Here is a 25657-nt window from a genome sequence, read left to right on the forward strand (position 1 = left end):
GCAGGCCCGCATGCGGGCCATTGAGCAGGGTTTGCCGCTGATGCGATCCGCCAATACCGGAATCTCTGCAATGATCGACCCGCTGGGTCAGATCACAGATTCATTGCCTTTGGGAGAAGCGGGATTCGTGGATGCCATACTGCCTGCGCCGCACGCACCGACGGTCTATTCGCGATTTGGGGACAACCCGGTTCTGATCTTTTTATTGTTCCTGTTTGCCGGGTGTTGCTTCACGGCCTACCGGGGTCGTTCAGAAATACCGATTGACCCCGTGTAACAACGCGCGTATCCCCGCAAAAGCCTGTCACAACGGCTTCCTGGCGTGGCAGAGAAATCTTAATGGAGCAATTTTATGTCCAGACAGAACTATACTTTCACTTCGGAATCGGTTTCCGAAGGGCACCCGGATAAGGTTTGCGACCGGATCTCGGATGCCGTCCTTGATGCATTTCTGAATGAAGAACCCGAAGCACGCGTGGCGTGCGAAACCTTTGCGACCACCGATCGTGTCGTCATCGGTGGCGAAGTAGGTCTGTCTGATCAGGAAAAGCTGCACGATTACATGGGGCGCATCGATCAGATTGCGCGCGACTGTATCAAGGATATCGGCTACGAGCAGGACAAGTTTCATCATGAAACAGTCGAGGTGACGAACCTGCTGCACGAACAATCCGCCCATATTGCTCAGGGCGTGGATGCCTCGGGCGACAAGGATGAGGGCGCGGGCGATCAGGGCATCATGTTCGGTTATGCCACGACCGAAACCCCTGCGCTGATGCCTGCACCGATCCAGTATTCGCACGCGATCCTGCGGCGTCTAGCCGAGGTGCGCAAGAGCGGAGCTGAGGCTGCATTGGGCCCGGACGCAAAGTCGCAGCTGTCGGTTGTGTATCGCGATGGCAAGCCCGTTGGCGTGAGTTCCATCGTGCTGTCGACCCAGCATCTCGATGAAGCGCTGAGCTCGGATGACATCCGCGCCATTGTCGAACCCTATATCACCGAAACCTTGCCCGATGGTTGGCTGTCGGCTGAGACCGAGTGGCATGTGAACCCAACCGGAAAATTCGTCATTGGTGGCCCGGATGGAGATGCTGGTCTCACTGGTCGTAAGATCATCGTGGATACCTATGGCGGTGCTGCGCCCCATGGTGGTGGTGCATTCTCGGGCAAAGATCCAACCAAGGTGGACCGTTCAGCCGCCTATGCTGCGCGCTATCTGGCCAAGAACGTGGTCGCCGCCGGCATGGCCGAACGCTGCACCATCCAGCTGAGCTATGCGATTGGCGTATCCAAACCTCTGTCGATCTATGCAGACACCCACGGAACCGGCCAGATTGAGGATGCGCAAATCGAAAAGGCGGTTGGGCAGGTTATGGATTTGACCCCGCGTGGCATCCGCGAACATCTGCAGTTGAACAAGCCGATTTACCAGCGCACGGCCGCTTACGGCCATTTTGGTCGTGAACCGGATGCGGATGGCGGCTTTAGCTGGGAACGCACCGATCTGACTGACGATCTAAAAAAGGCCGTCTAACGACCCTAATCCGAAGGTGCGCCCTGACGGGCGCGCTCTTCTTCTGTTTGAAAATACCCCGGGGGTGTGGGGGCTGGCCCCCGCTTCCGCCCTTGCCATCTATTGCAACAATATCATGAGCGCAGTATGGGCACGGCCATGAGCACCCAGACACCCCAACGCCCCCGCAGAAACTTCTATGGCCGCTTCAAGGGCAAGACCCTGAAGCAAAGCCAAAAGACCTATCTGAACGAAGACCTCGATGCTTTGTCGCCGGGGGATGTGGGCTGGGATGTGAACCCCGAGCGTATTCCGTTGGACTTGGATGCCCTGTTCGGGGGCAAGGATATCTGGCTTGAGGTCGGCTTTGGCGGTGGCGAGCATCTGGTGCATCAGGCCGCATCCAACCCGGAGATCGGGATCATCGGAGCTGAACCTTACATCAACGGCGTTGCGATGTTGCTTGGCAAAATCCGACAGGCGCGTGTTCAAAACCTTGCCGTTCACCCCGGCGATGCACGCGACTTGTTTGATGTGTTGCCTGAGGCCAGCATCTCGCGCGCTTTCCTGCTTTATCCTGACCCATGGCCCAAAACACGACATCACCGCCGCCGCTTTGTCACACCCGAGCATCTGGAACCACTGGCGCGCGCGCTCAAGCCAGGGTCGATTTTCCGTGTTGCGACGGATATCCCCGACTATGTGCGCCAAACGCTGGAAGAGGTTCCGCGTGCGGGATTCGAATGGCTCGCAGAGCGGCCCGCGGATTGGCGCGAGCCTTGGGGGGATTGGATTTCAACCCGTTATGAGCAAAAGGCCCTGCGCGAAGGCAGGACCCCGCACTATCTGACCTTCCGGCGGTTGGCCTAGGCGTCGTTCAAGCTGGGGAAGGTACGTCCCTTGGCGAACCAAGCAATTCCAAAGGCCCACAGGGCGAGGGCTTCGACAAAGAAGGTCAGGTTCAGGCTGTTCCACCAGTCAACGAAGTCTGTTCCGAACTTGTCTTTGACATAAAGTGCGGCGACACAGGCTAGAATTGTGATCCCGCAGATCGTGTACAGCCGGTTCCGCTTGCGCTTGCTTTCGATCAGCACGCCGTCTTTTTCATGCCGTTCGGGAACCACGCGCTTGAGCACGATCAGGCAGTATAGGCCAAGATAAACAAACAAGATGCCAGCCGCGATCAGGTGCCAGTTGCTGGCGCTACTGAACAGGTTGAAAAACCCTTGATGCGGTGCCTCTGCAACTGTGATCGGCGGGCCGCTGGTCACTTCGACAAATACGCGGGACAGAAAAGTTGCCCGATTCTCGCACCCGGTGCCCAGTGTTGGGATTGAGGCGACGATGAATGCGCCGACACCTGCAACGCTGCTGAGGGTGTCTTCGAAAAACGTATCTCCAGTATAGGCGATCAGAAAGCCGCCAATGAAATACAGCAGGCCAACGAAGATTGTGCCAAGAAACTGGGCATAGTAGAAATGGCTGATGCTGTCGCGGAAACAGCTTCCGCCGAAGTTGGCCCCGACTGCCAGAATGATCGGCAGGCCAAAGGCGACCAGTCCGACCAGAAACGCCAGCCTTTGTTCCAGTTTGCTTTCTGTGCGCGTGGGATCGGCGGGGTGGAAAAGCTGAGTTGGCCCGCGCTCCAACATGTTTGGTGCTCTGTTCATGGTAAAATCCTGAGCTTTCATAGATAAAATAAATCACTGAATATGAATGGCTTCAGTATACCACAAATCAGGTGTTTAGCACAGAATCGAAGAAACAAGCTTGCAACCCGGGGCTTTGGCGCTGGACCCTGCACGCCCAATTCGCTAATCGGCCTGAGGATTGATAGCGAAAACAGGAGCTCCCATGTCCGGACACGGCACGCCCATCCCGATGACCTCGCATCCCTGCGGCCCGCTGCAAGGCACGGCCGAGGTTCCCGGCGACAAGTCGATTTCGCATCGGTCTTTGATCCTGGGTGCGATGGCTGTGGGCGAGACGCGGATCACCGGTCTGCTGGAAGGTGAGGATGTTCTGGACACCGCTAAGGCGATGCGCGCCTTTGGGGCCGAGGTGACAGATCACGGCGGTGGCGAATGGTCGGTTCATGGCGTCGGCGTTGGCGGCTTTGCTGAACCCGATCAGGTGATCGATTGCGGCAACTCTGGCACCGGGGTGCGGCTGATTATGGGCGCAATGGCGACCTGTCCAATCTCGGCTACGTTCACAGGGGATGCGAGCTTGAACAAACGTCCCATGGCGCGGGTTACAGACCCTCTGGCTCTGTTTGGAACGCAATCGGTGGGCCGCTCGGGCGGGCGTTTGCCGATGACCATCGTGGGCGCGGCTGAGCCGGTTCCGGTGCGCTATGAAGTGCCGGTCCCTTCGGCGCAGGTCAAATCGGCTGTGCTGCTGGCCGGGTTGAATGCACCCGGCAAGACCGTGGTGATCGAGAAAGAAGCCACCCGCGACCATTCCGAACGGATGCTGGCGGGTTTCGGGGCTGAAATCACCGTTGAGGATACGGATGAGGGGCGCGTGATCACTCTGACCGGTCGCCCCGAGTTGAAACCTCAGGTCATTGCCGTGCCACGCGACCCGTCCAGCGCGGCTTTCCCAGTTTGTGCTGCGCTTATCACGCCCGGCTCAGACGTGCTGGTGCCTGGTATTGGTTTGAACCCAACCCGTGCGGGTCTGTTCACCACGCTGCGCGAGATGGGGGCTGATCTGACTTATGAGAACGAACGTGAAGAAGGGGGCGAGCCCGTTGCCGATCTGCGCGCCAAGTATTCGCCAAATATGAAGGGGATCGAGGTGCCACCCGAACGCGCCGCCTCGATGATCGATGAATATCCGGTTCTGTCCGTTGTGGCCGCCAACGCGACCGGCACTACGATGATGGCTGGCGTGAAAGAGCTGCGCGTGAAGGAAAGCGACCGGATCGACGCAATGGCCCGCGGCTTGCGCGCGAATGGCGTCACTGTGGAAGACGGCGATGATTGGTGGTCGGTTGAAGGGTTGGGCATCGGTAACGTGCCCGGCGGCAAAACCTGCGAGAGCTTTCTGGATCACCGCATCGCCATGTCGTTTATGATCCTCGGTATGGGTGCTAAGACCTCTGTGACAGTTGATGACGCTGGCCCAATCGCAACCTCTTTCCCGATATTCGAACCTCTGATGGCCGGCCTTGGGGCGCGGCTTGTCAGAAACAACCAGTGAGCCGGGCGATGACCTACAGCTTCACTGTCGCGATTGATGGCCCGGCAGCAGCAGGAAAGGGCACCATCTCAAAAGCCGTCGCGGCGCATTTTGGGTTTGCTCATTTGGATACGGGACTGCTCTATCGCGCGGTTGGGCGACGGACTTTGCTGGGCGTCGATCCGGTGGAAGCCGCGCAGACATTGACGGCCGAGGATTTAGATCAAGGCGACCTGCGCACGGCTGAGATAGCGCAGGCCGCCTCGAAAGTCGCTGTGATCCCTGAAGTGCGCGCCGCACTTGTCGATTTTCAACGCGCTTTTGCCCGACGGGCAGGCGGGGCGGTCCTGGATGGGCGGGACATTGGGACTGTGATTTGCCCGCATGCCGAAGTGAAGCTTTTCGTCACCGCAAGTGCTGAGGTTCGGGCCGAGCGTCGGTTTCTTGAGCTTCAGGCCAAAGGCGCTGACGTGACCCGTGATCAGGTTCTGGCGGATGTGAAAGAACGCGATGCGCGCGATGCCGAGCGTAGTACAGCGCCGATGAAACCGGCCGAAGATGCCGTGATGCTGGATACCACAGATCTGAGCATCGAGGCCGCTTTGAACCAAGCCTTGGCCGCGATCAACGCGAAACTGCCCGCGGCTGACTAAAGCCGCGGGCAGCAAGGCGCAGTTTACAGATCGCCAACTGCGATGCTTTGAATGTTTGCCCACTGATCGTCCGCCGTTTTTGCGGTGCCAGCAACATCCTTCAAAAAGGCGGTGCGGGTATCAGCATTCAAGAACAGGTACAGCTTGCCATCGGCAATCAGGTATTGATCCGGATCGCCATCGAACTTCTTGCCGACCGATACGCCAAACGAACAGAAACCGCCGTGTTGCGGCAGATACGCCGTCGGGTTCGCCTCGAATGCTTCGAGGTTTGTGGCGGTGGTAAAATAGTATGATGCGCCATCATAAGTTGCTGTATGGGTCGCGAAGCCTTCGACCGGGTTGCCGTTATTGACCAGTGCGACCAGATCAACGCCGTGGGCAGCCAGCGGCGCACCTGCGGCTGAGATGCCGTTCGAGACATTGATTTCATCCGCCGCAAAGGCCGGTGTGGTGAGGGCAATGGCAGCTGCGAGGGCGGTCAAAAATCGAGTTTTCATTGTGCGTTTCCTTGTTGCTTTGGGTTCAAGTCGATCACTGTGGCGACCGATGAAACATAGCTAGGCAAGGGTGGTCGGACGTTTAATCGCAGATAGGTCGCGATTACTTGCAGATCGTACAACTTGTCGGATTGCAGGCTTATGCTGTTCACCAAGCTTTGTTTGGTCATGCGAAACATCTGGCCATATGTTCACCCTATGCCAGCAGGAGAGACGCCATGATCCGACTAGCCCTGATTTTGTTCCTCGCCGCCGGAAGCCTGATGGCGCAGGAGGCTCAGCCCGAGCAGCCAGATGTCGAACCTGCGATGACATATGAGCGTCTGGGCAAGATCCTCTTCGCGCTCGACCCCGAGGCGCAGCCGTTTGGACCGGGCTTTCAGCTGACGATATCAGAACAGACGGTGCTGGTTGTCACCGATACGACATTGGATCGGATGCGGGCTTTGGTTGCGATTGGCAGCGCCGAAGATTTGTCGCACGCAGACCTGCAGCGCATGATGCAGGCAAATTTCGACAGTACGCTGGATGCCCGCTACGCTATTGCCAATGGCACACTCTGGGCGGCGTTTATCCATCCCTTGTCCCGATTGGATAAGGATCAGTTGATTTCGGGTTTGGCCCAGACTGTGAACATCGCAATCACCTATGGCACTCTGTACACAGGTGGTGCGGCCGAGTTTGGCGGCGGCGACAGTCATGACTTGCAGCGCGAGTTGCTCGAAGAGCTGTTGAAGAAGGGCGAAGAAATCTGAACGCAATTGGCGATCCCCCATCCTCTTTGATGGCCCCATCCCAAAGACCCTAGCTGGATGCAGGAAAGCTGCTATAGTCTCCTGCAAGCTAAATGGGAAAGCCGCCAAACAACCTCAATAAATGGGGAGGCGGTTACAGAATCCCAAAAGCCAACAGGGACAGAAAATATGAATAATCGTTTGAGTAAGATCACCATCGTCGGTGGTGGTACGGCGGGTTGGATGACTGCGCTGATCCTGGACATGGTGTTTTCACGCACCTCCGCAACCAAGGATCGTCCGCGTATCTGCCTGATCGAAAGCCCGAATATTTCGACCGTCGGTGTGGGCGAGGCGACGGTGCCCCGCATGCCGGTCACATTGCGCCAGGCGGGGATCTCCGAGCGGGATTTCTTTCGTGAAACCAACGCTTCGTTCAAGCTGGGCGTGAAGTTTTGCAACTGGAATAAGGATGCCAAGGGAAACCGTATCGACTACGTGAACCCCTTTGCCCATGGGCAGTTGCTGGAAGGGCTCGAGGCCGCGGAATACTTTCTGCGGTTCGGCAATGGGGATCGTGATTTTACGCAGTCAATCGCGCCTCATGATGATCTGGCCCGCCTGTGCAAAGGTGCGCGGCCTTTGGGTGCGCCTGAGTTCGAACAGCGCTTTGGCTATGCCTATCATCTGGACGCGGTAAAGTTTGCGGGCATGCTCACGCGGGTCTGCACCAAGCGTGGTGTGGAGCACATTCAGGATGAGGTGCAGTCGGTCGAGCTGGACGAGCAGGGCAATGTCAGCCATCTGATGCTGGAGCGCAAAGGGCGGCACGACATTGAGATGGTCATCGACTGTACCGGATTCCGGGGATTGATCATCAACCAGGCTCTGGGCGAGCCGTTCATGGACTATTCGGACTATTTGCCGAATGACCGCGCCATGGCGTTACAGATCGAACATCCCGATCCGGAAAAGATCGAAAGCGTCACGCGGTCGACCGCACTGGGCGCGGGCTGGACATGGCGCGTGCCGCTCTACAATCGGGTTGGGACGGGCTATGTGTTCTCATCGGCGCATCGGACTGATGATCAGGCGGCGGACGAGTATCTGGAATGGCTGGGCGACAGCGGCAAGGGGCTGACGCCACGTGTTATCCCGATGCGTATCGGGCGGGTGCGCAATGCCTGGGTCAAGAACTGTCTGGCGATTGGTCTGTCCGGTGGGTTTATCGAACCGCTCGAAAGCACCGCGATCCATATGATTGACCACGCAATCCGCTGGTTCGCCGAGCATCTGCCCACGCGCGATATCGAGCCGTCTTTGCGGGCGCGATATAATCGCCAGATGAATAAGCTTTATGATGAGGTTCTGGACTTCATCTGCCTGCATTATCGCTTGGGCAATCGCACGGATGACCAGTACTGGATCGACGCCCGGAACGAGATGAAGATACCGGATCGCTTAGCCGAGAACCTGGAATTGTGGCAGCACCGCCTGCCAATGGAGCACGATATCGAGTTCGCTACCCTGTTCAATTTCCGCGTCTATCAGACGGTTCTGTTGGGCAAGCAGGTCTATGACACAGGCTATGGTGCGGGGATACGCGATCGGATACGTCCGCTGAAAAAACCGATCTGGTTTCAATGGTGGAAGGGGGCCAAGGTGGACCTTGCGCAGATTCTGCGCACGATGCCAGACCACAAAACTCTGTTGCGCGATATTCGGGGAGAACTGGATAAACCCGCCTTTGACAAGGCCGTTGCTGCGGCGACGGTGGCAATGCCGGGGCAGGTGCCTGCGCCTGTGGCGATTCAGAACATGCCGAATCTTGCCGAAATTCAAAGTGGCAGCAAGGATTTGCAGCTTTTCTAGGGTGCCAGCGGCGGGTTACAGGGGGCAACTGTCAAGCACTGGTGCGCTAAGCGCCAAGTGCCCCACTCTATGACTTGGTAAGGTGATCAATCCGTGTTGCAGCCTGTGATGAGAAATGTAATATCATCACGTCATGAGGCAACCGAGACCCCAATACCGACCCGGCGCAGGCCGCAATCTGCGGAGTGATTTGAAACGGCGTCGCCGACAGGCGTCGCCTATGCAGACCTATGATAACTTGCCGCAACCGTTACGGCGCTGGCTGGCACAGGCCTGTCTGCCGTGGAGCCCAAGCTCGGCCCTGAAAATCTGGAACCGAATTGACGGTGCCAAAGACCCCTTAGCTGCGATTGGACGGTTGAACGCGGTCGAGCAGGCGATGCTGCAAAAGGATTCGAAAGTCTGGACCCAGTCTGTCTGATTGCACAAGGGCGCCCGGATTCCCCTGGGCCATGAAAATATGGGCTTTGCCCTTGCGTCCGCACTGAAATCCGCCTATACGCGCGCTGTCGATACATGGGCGGTCAACGCCCGGATGACGTTTCTGAGCAGGGCCGGGTTACCTCGGCCCTTTGTGTTTGTTTGCTCAGGGGCGCACCGGATCACGCCCGACGACATCATGAAACAAGACCGGCGGAGACAACCGCTCGGCCAGCAAAAACGTACTGTAAAGGAAAACGACGCCACATGGCTGATACATCTATGGAGGAATTCGAAGCCCTCCTGAACGAAAGCTTCGAAATGGACACACCCGAAGAGGGTTCTGTCGTCAAAGGTAAGGTTCTGGCGATTGAAGCCGGCCAAGCCATCATCGACGTAGGCTACAAAATGGAAGGCCGCGTTGATCTGAAAGAATTCGCAAATCCCGGCGAAGCCCCTGAAATCGCTGTAGGTGACGAGGTCGAAGTTTACCTGCGCGCCGCAGAAAACGCCCGTGGCGAAGCCGTCATCTCGCGCGAGATGGCCCGCCGTGAAGAGGCATGGGACCGTCTGGAAAAAGCATATGCCGACGACCAGCGCGTCGAAGGTGCAATCTTTGGTCGCGTCAAAGGTGGCTTCACCGTCGATCTGGGTGGCGCAGTTGCGTTCCTGCCCGGCTCGCAGGTTGACGTTCGCCCCGTGCGCGACGCTGGCCCGCTGATGGGTCTGAAGCAGCCATTCCAGATTCTGAAAATGGACCGCCGCCGTGGCAACATCGTTGTGTCGCGTCGCGCCATCCTGGAAGAATCGCGTGCCGAACAGCGTGCCGAAGTTATCGGCAACCTGTCCGAAGGTCAGACCGTCGAAGGTGTTGTCAAAAACATCACCGAATACGGTGCATTTGTTGACCTGGGCGGCGTTGACGGTCTGCTGCACGTCACCGACATGGCATGGCGTCGTGTGAACCACCCGTCCGAAATCCTGACGATCGGCGAAACCATCAAGGTTCAGGTCATCAAGATCAACAAAGAGACCCACCGCATCAGCCTGGGCATGAAGCAGCTGCAGGAAGATCCATGGGATCTGGTTGCTGCGAAATACCCGCTGGGCTCGGTCCATCAGGGTCGCGTCACCAACATTACCGACTACGGCGCGTTTGTCGAGCTGGAAGCCGGTGTCGAAGGTCTGGTGCACGTGTCCGAGATGTCCTGGACCAAGAAAAACGTCCACCCCGGCAAGATCGTTTCGACCAGCCAGGAAGTCGACGTCATGGTTCTGGAAATCGACGGCGCCAAGCGTCGCGTGTCTCTGGGCCTGAAGCAAACTCAGCGCAACCCGTGGGAAGTGTTTGCAGAAACTCACCCCGAGGGCACCGAGGTCGAAGGCGAAGTCAAGAATATCACCGAATTCGGTCTGTTCATCGGCCTCGAAGGCGACATCGACGGTATGGTTCACCTGTCCGACCTGTCTTGGGACGAGCGTGGCGAGGATGCGATCCAGAACTACCGCAAAGGCGACATGGTTTCGGCCGTCGTTTCGGAAGTTGACGTTGAGAAAGAGCGTATCTCGCTGTCGATCAAAGCCCTGGGCGGTGACAAGTTCGCCGAAGCTGTGGGCGGCGTGAAGCGTGGCTCGGTCATCACTGTCGAAGTTACCGCGATCGAAGATGGTGGCATCGAGGTCGAGTACGAAGGCATGAAGTCGTTCATCCGTCGTTCGGACCTGAGCCGTGACCGCGCCGAGCAGCGCCCTGAGCGCTTCAACACCGGCGACAAGGTCGACGTCCGCGTCACCAATGTCGACAGCAAGACCCGCCGTCTGGGCCTGTCGATCAAGGCACGCGAGATCGCCGAAGAGAAAGAGGCCGTGGAACAGTACGGTTCCTCCGACTCGGGCGCATCGCTGGGCGATATCCTGGGCGCAGCGCTGAAATCCGGCGACTAAACTCAGGGCGCAAGCTTGAACATGATAATCGGCCCCGTGCATCCGCGCGGGGCCGTTTTTGTTGCGAATCAATATGTTCCGATTCTTCGATCTATCCGGCTGATTGCTCGCGCATTAGGTGTGTAAAGCGGGTGAACTGGCAAAAAATCGCGTGAGTCTGTGCCAAATTCAGGCACCCGCGCCCATAGTTTGCTTTCCCCTGATCCGGCTTTTTCCCTATACTGTCAGAACAATAGACCTGACATATTGGCCGCCTGGGAGGGTAACGCGAATGATCCGTTCAGAATTGATTCAGAAGATTGCCGATGAAAACCCACATCTCTACCAGCGTGATGTCGAGCGGATCGTGAATACCGTATTTGAAGAAGTCACCGATGCGATGTCGCGCGGCGACCGTGTCGAACTGCGCGGCTTTGGTGCGTTTTCGGTGAAAAAGCGTGACGCTCGCGTGGGCCGTAACCCAAGAACCGGCGAGACGGTTCAGGTCGAAGAAAAATCAGTTCCGTTTTTCAAAACCGGCAAGTTGCTAAGGGATCGATTGAACGGTAAAGCCTGATCCCATGATGCGCTACCTTCGATATGCTTTTCTGGCGAGTTTGGGGATCATTCTGATCTCGATTTCACTGGCCAATGTCAGCTCGGTCGAGCTGAAGCTGATGCCTGACGCCTTGGCAGAACTGCTGGGCTTTAACCTGTCCACCTCATTGCCGCTGTTCATCGTCGTTTTGGGCGGCGTCGTGGCGGGGCTGGTCATCGGGTTTCTGTGGGAATGGCTGCGAGAGCACAAGCATCGCAAAGACGCCTCGGTCAAGAAAAGCGAAGTGCGCAAGCTCGAGCGCGAGGTCAAGAAGCTCAAGAAAAAGCAGAACGAAGACAAAGACGAAGTTCTGGCCATTCTGGACGAGGCGAGTTGAGCCGACGCCATGGCCGAGGTATCCGTCAAAATCTGCGGTCTCACCGCCCCTGATCACGTGCGCGCATCGGTAGATGCGGGTGCGCGGTACTTAGGGTTTAACTTTTTCCCAAAATCACCACGATATGTTTCCCCAGAACAGGCCGCCGGGTTGGTGACAGGTGTCCCCGCTGGTGTCGCTAAGGTCGCGCTGGTTGTGAACGCCAGGAATGAATTGCTCGACAGCATCACGCAAACTGCACCGTTCGACATGCTGCAATTGCACGGAGCCGAGACGGTCGAGCGGGTGCAAGAGGTCAAGGATCGGTATGGCCTGCCCGTGATGAAGGTTATAGGTGTTGCTGATGCGAAAGATCTCTCGGCAATCGACACCTACAGTCATGTAGCCGATCAACTGCTGATCGACGCGAAGGCCCCGAAAAACGCTGTCTTACCGGGCGGCAATGGTTTGGCGTTTGACTGGCGCCTGCTAGCTGGGCGCAAATACTGGCGTAGGCCTTGGATGCTAGCCGGTGGGCTTAATCCCGCCAACGTGGCCGAAGCTATTCGTATGACGGGTGCGCGTCAGGTTGATGTTGCATCAGGGGTTGAAAGCACACCCGGCGTCAAGGATGCGGCGTTGATTCAGGCATTTATCGACTCGGCACAGTGATCTGAAAAGGCATGCGCGCCGTACCTCCAAAGAGGAGGGTTCGATTATGTTTGCAGCGATTGGCGGCGTTTCCCTACGGCATTGGTACCATACGCCAGAGTTTTTCTGGCGCGCAGGTCAGGCGTTGCGGCAAGCACGCCGGGATCCTTTGTGCCTGCACGCCGAGGTGTTCCCACTGGACGACCTCTATTTCTCGCTAAGCGTCTGGCAGGATATCGAGGCGATGATGGCGTTTGCGCGCACTGGCCCGCATCGCCGTGTCATGCTGGCAGCTGATCGCCTCGCCAACGTGAACCGATTCTGCCATTTCTCGTGCGTAGGGGTTCCAACAGCCGAACAAGCGCTTCAACACTGGCGACAACAGGTTCAAGCAGCCGAATGATGCGTTTTGCCCATGGCAAATCCTGCCACCACCTCCTATGAACAACGGGTACGACGAGTGGAGACACCCATGGCCAACGATCTTTTCAACTCTTTCATGTCCGGCCCCGATGAACAGGGGCGTTTCGGTATCTTCGGCGGACGGTTCGTCAGTGAAACGCTGATGCCCCTGATCCTGTCGCTGGAAGAGGAATACAACAAGGCCAAGGATGATCCGACCTTCTGGGCCGAGATGGATGATCTGTGGGCCAATTATGTAGGCCGCCCCTCGCCGCTGTATTACGCGGAACGCCTGACCGAGCATTTGGGCGGCGCGAAGATCTACCTGAAACGTGATGAGCTGAACCACACCGGCGCGCACAAGATCAACAACGTGTTGGGCCAGATCATTCTGGCGCGGCGCATGGGCAAGACCCGGATCATCGCGGAAACAGGGGCCGGGCAGCACGGTGTGGCTACCGCCACCGTCTGCGCCAAGTTCGGCCTGAAATGCATCGTCTACATGGGTGCGCATGATGTGCAGCGTCAGGCCCCGAACGTGTTTCGGATGCGTCTGTTGGGCGCCGAAGTGATCCCAGTGACTTCAGGTCGTGGCACGTTGAAAGACGCGATGAACGACGCACTGCGCGACTGGGTGACTAATGTGCGCGACACGTTCTACTGCATTGGCACGGTGGCCGGTCCGCACCCGTATCCGGCGATGGTGCGCGATTTCCAGTCGATCATTGGCAAGGAAGCGAAAGAGCAGATGATGAAGGCTGAGGGCCGCCTACCCGACACGATCATCGCCGCCATTGGCGGTGGCTCGAACGCGATGGGCCTGTTCTACCCGTTCCTCGACGACAAGGACGTCAACATCATTGGCGTCGAAGCTGGCGGCAAAGGCGTGAACGAAAAGATGGAACATTGCGCCTCACTCACTGGTGGACGTCCGGGCGTGCTGCACGGCAACCGCACCTATCTGTTGCAGGATGACGATGGTCAGATTCTCGAAGGCTATTCGATCTCGGCTGGTCTCGACTATCCGGGCATCGGACCTGAGCATTCATGGCTGAACGATATCGGTCGTGCAAACTATGTCGCTATCACAGACAAAGAAGCGCTAGAGGCGTTCCAGCTGTGCTGCGCGACCGAAGGCATCATTCCTGCGCTGGAGCCTAGCCATGCACTGGCCCATGTCATGAAGATCGCGCCCGACCTGCCCAAAGATCACCTGATCTGCATGAACATGTGTGGGCGAGGAGACAAGGACGTACAGACCGTGGCCAAGTATCTGAACTTTGATATGTCGGATACCGAAGGGCGCTCGGCAGACTAGCCTTGGAGCTATGAGACTCGATTGAATTGTGTCAGGTTGCGCCCATGCGCGACCCGTCTCAATCCATCAAGTCCGAACAGCTTGGTCAGAAGTATGATGCCGCAGCGCCCGGATGGGCGGACAAGATGCGGTTGCTTGGCTATTTCGACGCCTATCTCGGGTTTCTATCGGCGGACCCGGCGGCGAATCTAGGCGACAATGCGTTGGACGTTGGGTGCGGAACCGGTGCCTTTGCCGAGGCGCGTGCCGTTGTACAACCGCACGGTTCCGTCACGTTGCTTGAGCCATCAGAGAACATGTTGTTTCGGGCAAAGGGTGCCCTCGCTCGGCGCGGAATTGATGCAGCGGTCGCGAGAAACTGGCTGTCAGAGTTCAAGGCCGTTCAGCCCTATGATTGTATCCTAGCGGCGCATGTTCTGGAACACTGTACTGATCCGGTCGATGCACTGCGTCAAATGCGCGAGTTGGCTGCACCGGGAGCGACGCTGTGGCTGGTCGTAAGCAAACCGCATTGGTGCAATGCGATCATATGGCTGCAGTGGCGCCACCGGACCTATCGTCCGGATGTGGTGGCAAAATTGCTGGCACAATCAGGGTGGGGTTTGGAGGCAGAGCACGGTTTTCCAACCGGCCCGCCTTCGCGCACATCCCGTGGATATCGCGCAGTGGCGATATAACTATCTTAGTCAGCGCGCTTGGCTTCCAATACCTTGAGCGGAACGATCTCCAAAGCTCGCTGATGTGTTGCTTCAAGATGCACCATCGGGGCACAGCCTTCGTCATAGGCCTGCAGGAAACGACTTGCACAAAGGCACCAGCCGTCACCGGGTTTAAGGCCCGGGAAATCAAACTCGGGGCGCGGCGTGCTGAGATCGTTGCCTACATACTTGGAATAGGCCAGGAATTCAGCCGTCATGACGGCGCAGACCGTGTGGCTGCCCTGATCCTCGGGGCATGTGTTGCAAGCCCCGTCCCGGAAAAACCCGGTCAGAGGATCGCGTGAGCAGGGGGCCAGAACGCCCCCCAGAACATTGATGCTGTCTTGTTTCTGCATAGGGCCACCTTACAGGCTTCGGGCGATGCTGCGAAACATTTCAATATTTTCTTCGCTGACGCCGGGATCGCGGAATCGCCGATCTGCGCCGGTCGTGACGATCAGAACGTCGCGGGCCTGGTCAAAATAGATGTATTGCCCGTAAACGCCGCGCGCCATGAATTCACCGTCTTCGGCACCAACAGGGATCCACCATTGGTAGCCATAGCCGATTTTGCCCGGTTTGGTTGGCGATGATGCCGCTGTTGATACGGCGATCCAGTCCGCCGGAACCAGCTGTTGTCCATTGTGTACGCCGTTTTGCAAGATCATCTGTCCAAAACGGGCGAAGTCACGTGTGGTGAAGTTCAACCCACCCAGGACAAAGGCCACGCCAGCGCCGTCAGTCACGTAGTAGCCGTCATGCTCTAGGCCCAAGGGCTGAATGATCTTTTCGGTCAGCAGGTCGGTAACACTGCGCCCAGTGGCCCCGCGGATTACCATGCCCAACACATGCGTATCGATCGAAACATATTGATAGGTTTCCCCCGGAGGGGCAAAACTCTCATTGAGCGACGCGGCAAAATCATCCAGTTCCCCACCAAGCGCAACGATACGGCCCATGCGGTTGATGTCTGAATTAGGGTCCAGGTAATCTTCGTCAAAGGTTACACCGCTGGCCATGTTCAGCACATTCCGGATCGTTGCGCCGTCATATGCGCTGCCTTTCAACTGCGGGGCATATTGCACGACAGGATCGTCCAGCGAGGTGATTGCGCCTTCGCTCAGCAAGATGCCGAACAAGGCCGACAGATAGCTTTTTGCAACCGACCAAGATATCCGCCGGTCATCTGAGCCGGTGCCCAGATAGTACTCTTCAAACCGAACCTCACCGTTTTGCATAACAAGCAAAGAGGTCACGGCGCGTTCATCGACCCATTCATCTGTGCCATCGGGAAGGTCAAAGCCAGCCCCATAGGGCAATTCCCAAGTTGGTCCGTTTCCACGGGGCAGGGGGGCGGTCAGAAACGCCTCATCCATGTGCGAGAAGTTGTGAACGATCTTCTCTTCGGAAAACAAAGAGTTCACCGCCATCAAGCGTTGAATCTCTTCACGCTTCCAGACCCCAACCGCAATTGCAGCCAGCACCAAGGCCAAAGTGATGCGCAGCAGCCATTTGATCACAGTTCTCATGCAACCCTCCCTGTTTCGGTTACATAGGAGCGTTGCAGGGCGCATTGCGCAATCAAGACGTAACGGAAAGCGCGATCAGGACTATTTGAATTTATCCAACAGCTTTTGCATGGCCGTCCGGTCATCTGCAGCTGGTCCGGGTTTTTCAGCGGGCTTAGATGTGGGGTCGTCGGCCGGAGGCGACTTGGAGGATCGTGCCGGTGTAGTACGCAGCGCAACGGCGTTCATGAATTTGCCACCCTCGTCCTTTGTCAGATGTTCAGCCCCGTCTGAGACACCGCGTAGTACATTGTCCAGCCAGTCGCCCTCGGTTTTGGCAAAATCTGATAGGACGTAAGGCGATACCATTTCCTTGCGGCCAGGATGCCCGATGCCCAGGCGCACCCGGTCATAGGCCGCCCCAATGTGGTCGTGGATCGACCGCAATCCGTTGTGACCAGCGTGACCGCCGCCCGCCTTGACCCGGACTTTGCCCGGGGCCAGATCCAGCTCATCGTGAAAGACGGTCACATCCGTGGATTCAAGTTTGTAGAAGCGCATTGCTTCGCCAACCGATTGGCCTGAACGGTTCATGAACGTCTGCGGCTTTAGCAGCAGTACTTTCTCTGTGCCCAAACGTCCTTCGGCGATCTCACCCTGGAACTTTGATTTCCAAGGACCAAAGCCATGATCTTCGGCAATTCGATCCAAAGCCATGAAACCTATATTGTGTCGGTTGCGGGCGTATTTCGAGCCCGGGTTCCCCAGTCCGACAAACAGTTTCATTTTCTCGTCCTTGTACAGCGCAGTGGGTTGATGGCACGGAATTGCACGTGTTTCCAGCCCGACCAAAAGAAAACGGGGCCCGCAAAGGGCCCCGTTTCAAGTCCGAACTCTTGGGCCCGGGTTTACTCTTCAGCTTCTTCCTGGCCGACGACTTCTACTTCGTCCGCGGCCACTTCTTCGCCTTCTTCCTCATCGTCGCTGGTCGACAGTCCGGTCGGCGCTGACACATTGGCGATCACGAAGTCCCGGTCGATTGTCGGCTTGGTGCCTGCGGGCAGGTCAACCGACGAGATGGTGGCAACGTCGTTGATCTCCATGCCAGTAAGATCAACGGTGATCTTCTCGGGGATCTCGCCAGCGGTACACATCAGTTCGACCTCAGGGCGCACAACGGTCAGAACGCCGCCCTTCTTGATTCCAGGGGCTGCTTCCTCGTTGATGAACTCAACGGGGATGAACAGTGCGATTTTGGTGGTCCGGCGCAGGCGCATCAGGTCCAGATGGGTCGGCAGGTCTTTGACGACGTCACGCTGAACGTCACGGCAGATCACGCGAACGTCTTCGTGACCGTCAACCTTCAGGTTCCAAAGGGTCGACTTGAACCGGCCAGCCTTCAGGCGTTTAAACAGTTCGTTGAACGGGATCTGAATCGGCAGCGGCTCTTTATCGCCACCAAACACAATGCCCGGAACCATGCCATCGCGGCGCGCCTGACGAGCGGCGCCCTTGCCTGTCCCCGTCCGTTCCAGAGCTACGAGATCAGGAATCTCTCCAGCCATGATAATTCTCCAATGTTAGGGCGGGCATCCTCCAAGGCTGTATGCCCGCGTGAAGCCGCGTCCTTAGCTTGATTCATTGGGTTTGGAAAGGGGTTTTTGCAGCGTCTGTTTTCTTGCGAGGCTTTGCCTCGCGCTCCGGGATATTTTTTAGCCAGGTGAATGAAGAATCCAGACTTCATCTGGCTATAAATATCCCCGGGGGAGGCGCCCAGTAAGGGCGACGGGGGCAGAGCCTCCTCTCACTCGTCAGTTTTGCCAGCGACCACCAAAGTCTTGGGGCACCAGCAGATTGTGCCGAGCCAAATCCGAAACGTTGCGTTCCCCGCACAGGGCCATAGTCGTATCAAGTTCTTTCTGAATGACATCGAGCGCTGTTGTCACACCCTTTTGACCCATTGCGCCCAGCCCGTAGACAAAAGCGCGCCCGATATAGGTGCCCTTAGCGCCCAACGCCAATGCCTTGAGAACGTCTTGGCCGGAGCGGATGCCGCTGTCCAGATGCACCTCGATATCGCTGCCGACGGCGTCCATGATCTCCGGCAGCATCCGGATTGAACTGAGCGCGCCGTCCAGTTGGCGGCCGCCGTGATTCGAGACAACGATGGCGTCAGCCCCCAGCTTGGCGGCCATTTTTGCATCTTCGGCATCCAGAATGCCTTTGAGGATCACCTTGCCGCCCCATTGTTCCATGAGCTTTTCAACCTTTGACCAATCCAGGCTGGGGTCGAATTGTTCGGCCGTCCAGGCGCCCAGTGAGGAGGCGTCCGAGATGCCTTCGACATGGCCGACGATATTTCCGAATTCACGCCTTTGGGCGCGCAGCATCTCGATGCCCCAGGCCCATTTGGTCATCAGGTTTGCAATGGTTTTGGCGGTTAGTTTTGGCGGGGCGGACAGTCCGTTCTTCAGATCCTTGTGCCGCTGACCCAGGATCTGCAGGTCCAGCGTGATCACCAGCGCCGAACACTTGGCGTCTTTTGCACGCTGGATTAGCCGATTGACGTAGTCGGTGTCCTTCATGGTGTAGAGCTGAAACCAAAAGGGTTTGCTGGTGTATTCTGCCACATCTTCAATCGAATTGATGGACATCGTCGATAGCGTAAACGGGACACCGAATTCCTCGGCTGCCTTGGCCGCTTTCATCTCGCCATCAGCATGCTGCATTCCGGTTAGACCTACCGGTGCAAGTGCCACCGGCATCGCGACATCCTGCCCGATCATCTGAGACGCGGTTGAACGCCCGGCCATGTCCACAGCGACCCGCTGGCGCAGGCGAATTTGTTCGAAGTCCGAGCTGTTTTCGCGAAAGGTCTGTTCAGTCCAACTGCCGCTTTCGGCGTAGTCATAGAACATGCGCGGCACGCGCCGTTCGTAGATACGTTTTAGGTCGTCGATGGTGGTGATGACTGGCATTTGTCCGGCCCCTGAAGGATTGGTTTGTTTTCTTTACCAATTCGCATCAAAGATCGCAACGCTGGATAATTGCGGTTGATGGACATGCCCGTATAACGAAAAACCGCAGTCAGTAGGGGCTGACTGCGGCTTCGGTTTTGTTCTTGGTGATTAAAGTCAGACGGAATGCGCACCATCCGCCAGCGTTTTTACAAATTCCAGCACTTCAGGCACGGGTTTTCCCGCGCCGATCTGGCTTACAATCGCTGAGCCCACGACAGCCCCATCTGCAACCGATGCTATGGCGCGCGATTTTTCGGGTGTGTTGATCCCAAAACCCACGATCACGGGCAGGTCACTTGCGGATTTGATCCGCGCGACCTCGGGGCCGACATTAGTAGCCTCAGCCTCAGCCGCGCCAGTGATTCCGGTAATCGACACATAATAGACAAAGCCAGAGGTGTTTTGCAGAACGCGAGGCAGGCGTTTATCATCGGTTGTGGGTGTGGCGAGCCTGATGAAATTCAGGCCCGCAGCCTGCGCCGGCAGGCAGAGCTCGTCATCTTCTTCCGGCGGTAGGTCCACGACGATCAACCCATCAATGCCTGCAGCTTTAGCGTCGCCCAGAAAGGCATCAACACCGTGGCTGTAGATCGGATTGTAGTAGCCCATCAAAACAATCGGTGTGGTGTCATCTGTTTCGCGGAAGCTGCGGGCCAGGTCGAGGGTGCGCTTCAGCGTCATGCCCTGATCCAGCGCCCGTTGACCCGCGGCCTGAATGGTGGGCCCATCCGCCATCGGGTCGGTAAAAGGCAGGCCCAGCTCGATCACGTCGACGCCTGCCGCAGGCAGGCCTTTGACCACCTCTAGCGAGGTGTCATAGTCGGGATCGCCCGCCATGATATAGGCAACAAATGCTTTCTTGCCTTCGGCTTTCAGGGCGGCGAACTTCGTGTCGATACGGGTCATCGGGTGTCCTAGCAGTCAGGTTTGAACCTGATGTGCAGAAACTTTACCCGAAAATCAATCCCGCCCGGGTCTGATCGGCTCAGAAGCCCAGATGATACCGCACGAGCACCGCGTTTACGCCGGGGTTGAATTCCTCTGTGCTGGCATTGGACTTGTGAGTGATCGCCACCGACACTTTGTTCCCGCCATTTAAGGTATAGCCCAGCCCCAGCAAGCTGCGGATCTGAAAATTGCCGCCCAGATCGTTCAGATCGTTGCCTTCGTTGTAATAGCCGGGCATCACGCTGCCTTCGACGAACCAGCGGTCATTCAGATTGTAGATGCCGACGAGGCCTGCGCCGATATGGGTATCGCCGTCTTCGTCAACCGAAAGGGCCGCACCCCAGGTCGCACTGAACCGGGTTGCCTGATGGAAGGGGCGATGCTGATATTCAAGGGATACAATGCCCTGATCCACCGACGCACTGTCAGAATAATCTGCATAGCCGGCCCCAAAGATCACGGTCTGGGCCTGCACAACTGCCGGGGTGGAAAGTGCAATCAAGGACGCGAAAAGGAAAGTCTTCATAGCCGGAGTTCTTCAATCGTTATGTCTACATGCGCTAAGTGGCTACCCTAAATCGTATTTTTCAATTGGTACAAGAACACGATTGGGGAACAGTTTTGTGATGTGACCTATCCGCCCCATGTTTCGCGGGCCCGAGCTATTGCTTGCGCATTCCAACTCAGGTGCATAGAAGACGCCGTCACATCGCTTCAGGAGGCCATCATGGGCTTTAAAATGGGAATCGTGGGTCTGCCGAATGTGGGCAAGTCGACCCTGTTCAATGCGCTGACCAAAACAGCTGCGGCGCAAGCTGCGAATTTCCCGTTTTGCACGATTGAGCCCAATGTTGGCGATGTGGCCGTGCCGGATGACCGGTTGGACAAGCTGGCGGCGATTGCCGCGTCGAAACAAATCATCCCGACGCGTATGACCTTTGTGGATATTGCCGGTCTGGTGAAGGGGGCGTCGAAGGGGGAAGGGCTGGGTAACCAGTTTCTGGCCAATATTCGTGAGACAGACGCCATCGCCCATGTGTTGCGCTGTTTCGAAGATGGCGATGTGACTCATGTGGATGGACGCGTTGATCCGGTGGCCGATGCGGACACGATTGAGACCGAGCTAATGCTGGCCGATCTGGAAAGCATCGAAAAGCGCCGCGTCAATCTGGTGCGCAAGCTGAAGGGCAATGACAAAGAGGCGCAGCAGCAGGACCGTTTGCTGGCAGAGGCGCAAGAGATGTTGGAAAACGGCAAACCTGCGCGTTTGGTCGCGGTATCTGCCGAGGACGCCAAGGCCTGGAAGATGCTGCAACTGCTGACCACCAAGCCGGTGCTTTATGTTTGCAACGTTTCCGAAGAAGAAGCGGCCGTAGGGAATGAGTATTCAGCCAAGGTCGCCGAAATGGCGGCGGCGCAGGGCAATTCCCATGTCATCATCAGCGCCAAGATCGAAGAAGAGATCAGCCTTCTGGAAGAGGATGAGGCCCAGATGTTCCTTGAAGAGATGGGTCTGGAAGAGCCCGGCCTCGACCGCCTGATCCGCGCTGGGTACGACCTGCTGAAACTAGAAACCTATTTCACCGTTGGCCCGAAAGAGGCCCGCGCCTGGACCATCCGCACCGGCACTGCCGCACCGCAGGCCGCGGGTGTGATCCACGGCGATTTCGAGAAGGGTTTTATCCGGGCCGAGACCATTGCTTATGACGACTACATTGCCGCGAATGGCGAACAGGGTGCGAAAGAGGCGGGCAAGATGCGGGCTGAGGGCAAAGGCTACATCGTCAAAGATGGTGATGTGATGCACTTTCTGTTCAACACCTAAAGTCTCGCAACGGGCATTGCGATTGGTGCTGAGATCACCCAGCGCATCATGATGCATAGGGTCATAGGACGCGCGACAGAAAGGCCTTGGTGCGCGGCTCGCGTGGTTGGGAAAACAGCTGTTCGGGTGTGCCTTGTTCCAGAATGCGACCTGCGTCCAGAAAACAGACCTTGTCTGCCAGTTCTCGGGCAAATCCCATCTCATGGGTGGCAAGCACCATGGTCATACCCTGCTGATGCAGGTCCCGCAGTACGTCCAGCACTTCGCCGACAAGTTCGGGGTCTAAGGCGCTTGTGATTTCGTCAAACAGCATGATCTGCGGCTGCATTGCCAACGCCCGGATGATTGCTACGCGCTGCTGCTGTCCGCCTGAAAGCTGATCGGGATAGTGCTGCATCCGGTCTTCTAGCCCGAAGCGGGCAAAAAGCTGCGTGACCTCTGGGCGCAGCTTGTCCCGGCTGAGGCCGTGCACGCGGCGTGGCGCAAGCATCACGTTCTCAACCGCCGTCATATGGGGAAACAGGTTGTAGCTTTGAAACACGATGCCAATCTGCTGGCGCACAGGCTGAGGATCCAGCCCGGGTTCCGATATATCCTTGCCGTCCAGCCAGATCGTGCCGTCGTCGACAGGCTCAAGCAGGTTCATGCAGCGTAGCAGCGTGGATTTGCCAGACCCGGACGCCCCGATCAGGCAGACCATTTCCCCTTCGGCCACATCAAGATCGATGCCTTTGCAAACCTCATGATCACCGAACCGTTTGCGCACACCTCGTAGACTTAACTTCGCCATCATGTTCGCGCCCGGTTCTGTTTATTCATGAGGTAATCGGCATAGCGTGTTGCGGGGATGGTCAGCGCAAGGAAGATCAGCGCGGCCCCTACATAGGGTGTGAAGTTCGCATAGAGCGATTTGTAGACCCCAGCCTGACGAAACACCTCGACCGGTCCAATGAAAGACAACAGCGCCACGTCTTTTTGCAGCGCGATGAACAGGTTCATATTGGCAGGCACAACGTTGCGGATGGCCTGTGGCAGCACCACAAAGCGCATGGTGTCTTGCGCGCTTAGCCCCAGCGAGGCTGCGGCAGAGCGTTGTGATTGGTGGATCGAATCGATACCCGACCGGATCACCTCGGCCACATAGGCCGAATACACCAGAACCAGCGCCAGGGTGCCCCAGATATAAGGGCTGTTCCAAGGCCGCGGCAGGCCCAGCCCGGGGACGCCGAAGCCGATAATGTAGATCACCAGAACCACAGGCAAGCCGCGGAAAATGTCGGTATAAGCGATCCCGAAAAGGCGCAAAGGAAACAGCGCGGGTGCGCGCGTATCCCGGCAAAGCGCGATCATCAAGCCCGTCACCGCGATCAGCGGTGCGGACCAGGCAAAGATCATCACGTTCAGCACAAAGGCTTCGAGCAAGCCGGGAAAGGTTGCTGCAAACACCCTGCCATTGAAAAAGGCGCGCTGAACAGCCTCCCAACCGGGGGCAAGCGGGATCAAGATGATCAGCGCAAGAACCACACTGACCGTAGAGATCAGGGCGATACGGTTCGAGCGTCGCCTGACCCCAGCCTCATACAGCTCGCGGCGTGTTGGGCCCGAACCTTGGGGTTCAGGCGGATTTTGTAGTGACGCGTCGTTCATTTACTGAATAACCGGCACTCCGGTGGCTTCGGACAGCCATTGGGTTTCGATGGCGGCAAGCTCTCCGCTTTCAACCAATTCCGAGATGGCAGCGTTGACGCATTCCTTGAGTGGATTGCCGTCCTCCATCAAAAGGCCGAATTGATCAGGGCTTTCTGATTGATCGGGTGAAAACTGCCCCAGCAATGCCCCGTTTTCAACCACGACCGCTGACAGATACAAGGCCGTGGGCAGATCGTAGAGGGCAGCATCAATCTGGCCGGCCATGATCGCGGCATTCACATCTGCATTGTCATTGTAAAGCAGGGGATCACTTGCGGGTTGGATCACGTCATTCAACATCGGTATCGCGGTGGTCGTAGCGACTGCGCCCCATTTCAGTCCCTTCAAGCTGTCCAGCGTTGCCTCGGCTCCTGCATCCACCACACCTTGCGTGGTCAGAACCGCCATTGCGGACGTGTAATAGGGCAGGCTGAAATCGACCATCTCTTCGCGCTCGGGCGTGATCGAATATTGCTGCATGTTAAAATCAAAGTTCTTTGCCCCGGGCTGGATGGCCTCGTCAAAGCTGGTGCGCACCCAAGTGACACTGTCGGCCTCAAAACCCATCTTTTTAGCGATGGCATAGGCAACGGCAGCTTCAAACCCTTCGCCGCTTTCGGGCGCGTCATTCATCACCCAAGGGTAGTAGGCCGGGTTTCCGGTGGCGATAGTCAAGGTGCCATCCGTAAGAGTCTTACCTGTCGCGCATTCCCCTGCGGCAAAGGCATGGGTCGAGGACAGAATGGCGGCTAATGCCGTGCCCGCAATCAGTTTCATTGAAGCATCTCCCTGGATATTGTTTGCGCACAGGTTCTTACGGACGCACGTATTTGTCTAGTGTGTCACGATATGGAATGCCCGTAACATCGGTCTGATGGAATTGCTTGCTTATGGCTTGAACGCATCATGCATTCCGCTCGGGCGCAGAGCCCGCTAGTGTAAGGGGCAAGCCATGATCCGAGACTGCACTACATGATTGAAATCCGCGACCTGCAATTGCTCAGCGCCCTTGCGCGGCATCGCCACTTTGCCAAGGCGGCCGAGGAATGCGGGATCTCGCAGCCTGCGTTCTCGATGCGAATCCGAAATCTTGAGGATCGGCTTGGCGTCTCGATTGTACGTCGCGCGAACCGGTTTCAGGGTCTGACCGAAGAGGGTGAGATGATTGTCCTGCGGGCCCGGCGTATTCTCGACGATACCAAAGCTTTGGAGCAACAGGTGTTGGCCGCAAAGGGTGAGATTACCGGGACGTTGATCCTGGGCGTGATCCCGACCGCCATTGCCTTTACGGGCCGCCTGATCAAGCGGCTGCGCGACGCGCATCCCCGCATCATCACACGGATCGAAACCATGTCAGCCACCGCCATTCAACACCGGCTGGATGAGGGCAGTCTGGACGCGGGCATCACCTATGGCGACAGTATCGGTACCGATCTGCGGCAGGTGCAGTCATTATACGAAGAAACCTATGTGCTGTTGGTGCCGTCGCATATGACCGCTGAAACCGACCCGATCCCATGGGCGCGCGTGGCCGAGTTCCCGCTCAGCCTGTTGGAGCCACAAATGCAGAACCGTCGTATTCTGGATCGAATTTTCGCGGAGCAAGGTTTGCATCCGGATGTCGTGGCTGAAACCAGCGGCTTCACGGCCTCGATGGTGATGGCTCGTGAAGGGCTAGCGGCGACCGTTGTGCCACGGGTTCTGGTGCGTGCGCTGGGCGAACTGAAGGGTACAAAAGTGCTGCCCTTGGTCGATCCGGTGGTCAGTAAGCCGATTTGTCTGGCGACCCTGAGCCGAGATCCCGAATTGCCAACCATACAAGCGCTGCGCTCTGTGGTGACCTCTTTGCGGTGATAACGTGTCGTTATCGTGCGATAGCTAAA

The 25657-nt window shown here is 57.3% G+C and carries 28 protein-coding genes, 1 pseudogene and 1 riboswitch; of the genes and pseudogenes, 17 read left to right on the forward strand and 12 right to left on the reverse strand.

Annotated features, from left to right (window positions below; all coding sequences use genetic code 11):
• From ACR0JE_RS08740 to trmB, 3 genes and pseudogenes are all read left to right on the forward strand, one after another.
• Positions 1-277, forward strand: a pseudogene (locus ACR0JE_RS08740) (apolipoprotein N-acyltransferase); the annotation flags it as partial.
• A gap of 21 nt (positions 278-298) precedes the next feature.
• Positions 299-347, forward strand: a riboswitch (SAM-SAH riboswitch).
• A gap of 5 nt (positions 348-352) precedes the next feature.
• On the forward strand, positions 353-1534 hold the full coding sequence (gene metK, locus ACR0JE_RS08745; RefSeq protein ID WP_480863915.1) for a methionine adenosyltransferase: 1182 nt from the start codon (positions 353-355) through the stop codon (positions 1532-1534).
• A gap of 138 nt (positions 1535-1672) precedes the next feature.
• Entirely contained in the window at positions 1673-2383 is a 711-nt protein-coding gene (gene trmB / locus ACR0JE_RS08750) for a tRNA (guanine(46)-N(7))-methyltransferase TrmB (RefSeq protein WP_480863916.1), read from the forward strand.
• Here trmB and ACR0JE_RS08755 read toward each other — a convergent pair.
• Positions 2380-3183, reverse strand: a complete 804-nt coding sequence (locus tag ACR0JE_RS08755) for a hypothetical protein (protein WP_480863917.1) — start codon at positions 3181-3183, stop codon at positions 2380-2382. The two genes, trmB and ACR0JE_RS08755, sit on opposite strands and share 4 nt — an antisense overlap.
• Before the next feature lie 184 nt (positions 3184-3367).
• Here ACR0JE_RS08755 and aroA point away from each other — a divergent pair, with 184 nt between their 5' ends.
• Positions 3368-4720 (forward strand): 3-phosphoshikimate 1-carboxyvinyltransferase, encoded by a 1353-nt coding sequence (gene aroA, locus ACR0JE_RS08760; protein WP_480863918.1) that lies wholly within the window; start codon positions 3368-3370, stop codon positions 4718-4720.
• Positions 4721-4728: 8 nt separating this feature from the next.
• A complete protein-coding gene (gene cmk / locus ACR0JE_RS08765; RefSeq protein WP_480863919.1) occupies positions 4729-5352 on the forward strand; it encodes a (d)CMP kinase in 624 nt (207 codons plus the stop codon).
• A gap of 23 nt (positions 5353-5375) precedes the next feature.
• On the opposite strand, the gene ACR0JE_RS08770 is transcribed toward cmk, so the two are convergent.
• On the reverse strand, positions 5376-5852 hold the full coding sequence (locus ACR0JE_RS08770) for a YHS domain-containing (seleno)protein (protein WP_480541894.1): 477 nt from the start codon (positions 5850-5852) through the stop codon (positions 5376-5378).
• Between the two features lie 218 nt (positions 5853-6070).
• Between ACR0JE_RS08770 and ACR0JE_RS08775 the strand changes: the two genes are divergently transcribed.
• The 10 genes from ACR0JE_RS08775 (at position 6071) to ACR0JE_RS08820 (ending at position 14763) form a co-directional block, all read left to right on the forward strand.
• Complete coding sequence (locus ACR0JE_RS08775) at positions 6071-6607, forward strand: hypothetical protein (protein ID WP_170531161.1); 537 nt, start codon at positions 6071-6073, stop codon at positions 6605-6607.
• Positions 6608-6775: 168 nt separating this feature from the next.
• Positions 6776-8458, forward strand: a complete 1683-nt coding sequence (locus tag ACR0JE_RS08780) for a tryptophan halogenase family protein (RefSeq protein ID WP_480863920.1) — start codon at positions 6776-6778, stop codon at positions 8456-8458.
• A 133-nt stretch (positions 8459-8591) separates the two neighbouring features.
• Positions 8592-8879, forward strand: a complete 288-nt coding sequence (locus ACR0JE_RS08785) for a DUF6525 family protein (protein WP_480541897.1) — start codon at positions 8592-8594, stop codon at positions 8877-8879.
• A gap of 266 nt (positions 8880-9145) precedes the next feature.
• The gene (gene rpsA, locus ACR0JE_RS08790; protein ID WP_170354861.1) at positions 9146-10822 is read left to right on the forward strand and encodes a 30S ribosomal protein S1; all 1677 of its coding nucleotides are present in this window, start codon (positions 9146-9148) and stop codon (positions 10820-10822) included.
• Between the two features lie 271 nt (positions 10823-11093).
• Entirely contained in the window at positions 11094-11378 is a 285-nt protein-coding gene (ihfB, locus tag ACR0JE_RS08795; protein WP_170477659.1) for an integration host factor subunit beta, read from the forward strand.
• A 7-nt stretch (positions 11379-11385) separates the two neighbouring features.
• A complete protein-coding gene (locus ACR0JE_RS08800; RefSeq protein WP_170531693.1) occupies positions 11386-11736 on the forward strand; it encodes a LapA family protein in 351 nt (116 codons plus the stop codon).
• A 9-nt stretch (positions 11737-11745) separates the two neighbouring features.
• On the forward strand, positions 11746-12387 hold the full coding sequence (locus tag ACR0JE_RS08805; protein WP_480863921.1) for a phosphoribosylanthranilate isomerase: 642 nt from the start codon (positions 11746-11748) through the stop codon (positions 12385-12387).
• 46 nt (positions 12388-12433) lie between these two features.
• Positions 12434-12769 carry a hypothetical protein gene (locus tag ACR0JE_RS08810; protein ID WP_480826636.1) on the forward strand — a complete coding sequence of 112 codons (336 nt, stop codon included), beginning with the start codon at positions 12434-12436 and terminating at the stop codon, positions 12767-12769.
• A 69-nt stretch (positions 12770-12838) separates the two neighbouring features.
• Entirely contained in the window at positions 12839-14086 is a 1248-nt protein-coding gene (gene trpB, locus ACR0JE_RS08815) for a tryptophan synthase subunit beta (RefSeq protein ID WP_480863922.1), read from the forward strand.
• 44 nt (positions 14087-14130) lie between these two features.
• A complete protein-coding gene (locus tag ACR0JE_RS08820) occupies positions 14131-14763 on the forward strand; it encodes a class I SAM-dependent methyltransferase (RefSeq protein ID WP_480546330.1) in 633 nt (210 codons plus the stop codon).
• Between the two features lie 5 nt (positions 14764-14768).
• Here the strand turns inward: ACR0JE_RS08820 and ACR0JE_RS08825 are convergent, their stop codons facing one another.
• The 7 genes from ACR0JE_RS08825 to ACR0JE_RS08855 all read right to left on the reverse strand — a co-directional run bounded on the left by ACR0JE_RS08825 (position 14769) and on the right by ACR0JE_RS08855 (position 20786).
• Complete coding sequence (locus ACR0JE_RS08825; RefSeq protein ID WP_480541909.1) at positions 14769-15140, reverse strand: DUF2237 family protein; 372 nt, start codon at positions 15138-15140, stop codon at positions 14769-14771.
• Positions 15141-15149: 9 nt separating this feature from the next.
• Entirely contained in the window at positions 15150-16313 is a 1164-nt protein-coding gene (locus tag ACR0JE_RS08830) for a serine hydrolase domain-containing protein (RefSeq protein ID WP_480826637.1), read from the reverse strand.
• Positions 16314-16394: 81 nt separating this feature from the next.
• Entirely contained in the window at positions 16395-17078 is a 684-nt protein-coding gene (gene pth / locus ACR0JE_RS08835; protein WP_480826638.1) for an aminoacyl-tRNA hydrolase, read from the reverse strand.
• A 122-nt stretch (positions 17079-17200) separates the two neighbouring features.
• On the reverse strand, positions 17201-17857 hold the full coding sequence (locus ACR0JE_RS08840) for a 50S ribosomal protein L25/general stress protein Ctc (protein WP_170531146.1): 657 nt from the start codon (positions 17855-17857) through the stop codon (positions 17201-17203).
• Between the two features lie 246 nt (positions 17858-18103).
• Positions 18104-19270: an alpha-hydroxy acid oxidase gene (locus ACR0JE_RS08845; protein WP_480863923.1), complete on the reverse strand. Its 1167-nt coding sequence runs from the start codon at positions 19268-19270 to the stop codon at positions 18104-18106.
• A 156-nt stretch (positions 19271-19426) separates the two neighbouring features.
• Positions 19427-20218 (reverse strand): tryptophan synthase subunit alpha, encoded by a 792-nt coding sequence (gene trpA, locus ACR0JE_RS08850; RefSeq protein WP_480541917.1) that lies wholly within the window; start codon positions 20216-20218, stop codon positions 19427-19429.
• A gap of 79 nt (positions 20219-20297) precedes the next feature.
• Positions 20298-20786: an acyloxyacyl hydrolase gene (locus ACR0JE_RS08855; protein ID WP_480546340.1), complete on the reverse strand. Its 489-nt coding sequence runs from the start codon at positions 20784-20786 to the stop codon at positions 20298-20300.
• A 201-nt stretch (positions 20787-20987) separates the two neighbouring features.
• Between ACR0JE_RS08855 and ychF the strand changes: the two genes are divergently transcribed.
• Positions 20988-22085, forward strand: coding sequence for a redox-regulated ATPase YchF (gene ychF, locus ACR0JE_RS08860; RefSeq protein ID WP_480826639.1), 1098 nt, complete (start codon positions 20988-20990; stop codon positions 22083-22085).
• 61 nt (positions 22086-22146) lie between these two features.
• Here ychF and ACR0JE_RS08865 read toward each other — a convergent pair whose 3' ends face one another.
• Genes ACR0JE_RS08865 through ACR0JE_RS08875 form a run of 3 tightly spaced genes read right to left on the reverse strand, consistent with a single transcriptional unit; the run spans position 22147 to position 24551 of the window.
• Positions 22147-22875, reverse strand: a complete 729-nt coding sequence (locus tag ACR0JE_RS08865) for an amino acid ABC transporter ATP-binding protein (RefSeq protein WP_480863924.1) — start codon at positions 22873-22875, stop codon at positions 22147-22149.
• The gene (locus ACR0JE_RS08870; RefSeq protein WP_480826640.1) at positions 22875-23732 is read right to left on the reverse strand and encodes an amino acid ABC transporter permease; all 858 of its coding nucleotides are present in this window, start codon (positions 23730-23732) and stop codon (positions 22875-22877) included. The genes ACR0JE_RS08865 and ACR0JE_RS08870 overlap by 1 nt, the downstream gene beginning before the upstream one ends.
• The gene (locus ACR0JE_RS08875; RefSeq protein ID WP_480863925.1) at positions 23733-24551 is read right to left on the reverse strand and encodes an ABC transporter substrate-binding protein; all 819 of its coding nucleotides are present in this window, start codon (positions 24549-24551) and stop codon (positions 23733-23735) included.
• A 195-nt stretch (positions 24552-24746) separates the two neighbouring features.
• Between ACR0JE_RS08875 and ACR0JE_RS08880 the strand changes: the two genes are divergently transcribed.
• Positions 24747-25628 carry a LysR family transcriptional regulator gene (locus ACR0JE_RS08880; protein ID WP_480863926.1) on the forward strand — a complete coding sequence of 294 codons (882 nt, stop codon included), beginning with the start codon at positions 24747-24749 and terminating at the stop codon, positions 25626-25628.
• Positions 25629-25657: the final 29 nt, after the last annotated feature.

This window comes from Ruegeria sp. H3, from assembly GCF_056533095.1.